We start from the raw sequence: 2,578 nt of genomic DNA, 5'->3' as shown, positions 1-2,578 counted from the left end.
CGCCCCGCCCACTACCCGAAAATTGAGCTGATACGGAATACGAGTGGTTCGTCACTTGCGGTACCGGAGTGCTGGTGCCCAATGCCGCTAACAACAAATACCCCGCTTGGTGTCAATGTAGGTGGCATGCACAGCATGCCCTACTCGGCAACACCGAGTCAGGATTGAAGCGGGGTTCACGCCAGAATCGGTTTGATCACCGATCCATGCACATCGGTCAGGCGGCGTTCGAATCCGTTGTGGTAATACGTCAATCGGCGATGATCGAGCCCCAGCAGATGCAAAATCGTGGCGTGGAAATCGTACACGGTCGTGACGTCCTCCACAGCTTTGTAACCGAATTCATCGGTTGCACCGTACGTGAACGGCGCCTTGACTCCGGCGCCCATCATCCACGCTGTGAATCCGTCGGGATTGTGGTCGCGACCGCTGGCGCCTTTTTGAAACGTCGGCATGCGGCCGAACTCGGTCGTCCAGACCACCAGCGTGTCTTTCAATAGCCCTCTTCGTTTCAAGTCGCGGAGTAACGCGGCACAGGGTTGATCGAGCACAGGGCCGTGCTTGCTGTATTGCTCTTCAATCTTTTTGTGTCCGTCCCAATTGCTGACGCCTTCGCCGCCGGTCTGGTAGGCGCCGTTGAACAACTGGACGAAGCGGACGCCTTTCTCGATCAGCCGTCGCGCCAGGATACAGTTCTTGGCGAATTGTGCTTTCAGCGTGTTCTCCGCATCGTCGGCCCCGTACTCGCGTAGCGTCGACTTCGATTCAGACGACAGATCGGTCACTTCGGGGACGGACAATTGCATCTTGGCCGCCAGTTCATAACTGGAAATCCTCGCGGCCAGTTCTTCATCGCCAGGGAACTGCTGCAGGTGTCGTTCATTCAATCGTTGCAAGAAACGGCGAGTCGCGCGATCCGTTTTGTCGCTGGTCCCTGCGGGGATCTCCAAATTGCTGAGCGGCTTGTTCGCACTCCACTGGGTGCCCTGGAACGCCGCGGGCAGAAAACCCGGTCCCCAGTTGTTGACACTGGATTGTGGCGTGCCGCGTGGATCGGGGATGGCGACGTAGGCGGGTAGATTTTCGTTTTCGGTTCCGAGTGCCCAGGTCGTCCAGGCACCCATGCTGGGGAATCCGTCCAGCGTGTAGCCGGTGGACATGAAGTTCTCGCCCGGGCCGTGGGTGTTGGTCTTGCCGGTCAAGGAATGAATGAAGCACATGTCGTCGGCCAGTTCGGCCAACTGTGGCACGAGTTGCGACACCATTTTTCCGGATTGGCCACGCGGTTTGAACTCCCACGGGCTTTGCGTCAGCATGCCCTGCTGGCCTTGGAAGGTGACCAAATCCTCGGCGCCGGGCATCGGCTGGCCGTGGCGTTTGATCAGCTCGGGTTTGTAGTCGAACGTATCGATCTGGCTGCACGCTCCCGAACAAAAGATGACGAGTACGTTCTTGGCCGCCGGCTGATGGTGTGTCGGCCGCGCGGCGAACGGACGCGACGGATCGATCTTGGGGCGGATCGGATGGTCGTCGGCCGATACGTTGGGCTGCTGCAACAGACTCGCCAGCGCGATGCTTCCCAAGCCGCTGGCGGTCTGGGAGAGAAACTGTCGTCGGTCCAGAAATGATCTCATCGTGGCGTAAGCTTCTCGCTTGCGTAGGGAACGCACTTTTTCAGGGAATCAACACAAACTCATTGGCGTTGAGCAACGCACGGGCGAATTGTGTCAATCCTTCTTGGGCAATGAACGCGGCGCTGTCGGACAACTCTTCGTCGGTCGGCGGTCGACCGAAACACAGGAGCCAGGCGCGGGTGATTTGTGCCGACGGCGACTCGGCTTCGTTTTCCAACCGCGCCGCCATTCGATCGGCCTGCTGCATGACGAATCGGCTGTTCAGCAAATTCAGTGCTTGCAGCGGCGTCGTGGAACGGCTGCGTTGGGCGACCACCATGCTGGCATCGGGGCAATCAAAGACGCCGAACACCTGGTCCCTTTCTTGACGCACTTTGGTCATGTAGATCATCCGTCGCCAATCTTCGGGTCCGTATTGTTGTTTGGGATGGTAGTGCCGGACATTTTCCAGTTGCACCGCGAAGCCGCTAAAGCCGGGTCCGCCCGCGGCGTCATGCCGAAGCGAACCGCTGACCGCCAAGATGGAATCGCGGATCGATTCGGCATCACACCGACGCGGTGGGAAACGCCACAGCAGCCGACAATCGGCATCGATGGTCTGCGCGTCTTCACGCGGCCGATTGCTCTGTCGCCAGGTGTGAGAATTCAAAATCAAACGATGGATGTGCTTGAGTGACCAATCATGATCGAGCAACTCGCTAGCCAGATAATCCAGCAACTCGGGATGGCTGGGCCGTGTGCCGTTCTGGCCGAAGTCGCTGGGCGTGTCGACGATCCCCGTGCCAAAATGGAACTGCCACAGTCGGTTGACGATCACCCGCGGGGTGAGCGGGTTGTCGGCGCTTGTGATCCAGTCGGCCAGGGCAAGCCGGCGCGATTGCTCCGGTGCGTCCTGATCCAGCTTCAGCGATCCGAACACTTCGATCGTATCCGGGCCGACGGGT

At 59.2% G+C, this 2,578-nt stretch carries 2 protein-coding genes; both read right to left on the bottom strand.

What is annotated here, in order from left to right:
* Positions 1–176 precede the first annotated feature (176 nt).
* Entirely contained in the window at positions 177–1,634 is a 1,458-nt protein-coding gene (locus tag ABX749_RS29060) for a DUF1501 domain-containing protein (RefSeq protein WP_372899120.1), read from the bottom strand.
* 40 nt (positions 1,635–1,674) lie between these two features.
* Positions 1,675–2,578 (bottom strand): DUF1553 domain-containing protein (locus ABX749_RS29055; protein ID WP_372899119.1); only part of this gene is annotated, 904 nt, incomplete at its 5' end.

Source organism: Stieleria sp., assembly GCF_041595215.1.
Taxonomy (GTDB): Bacteria; Planctomycetota; Planctomycetia; order Pirellulales; family Pirellulaceae; genus Stieleria; species Stieleria magnilauensis.
The sequence above is the reverse complement of the archived record's forward strand: the minus strand, read 5'-3'. Positions and strand labels throughout refer to the sequence as shown.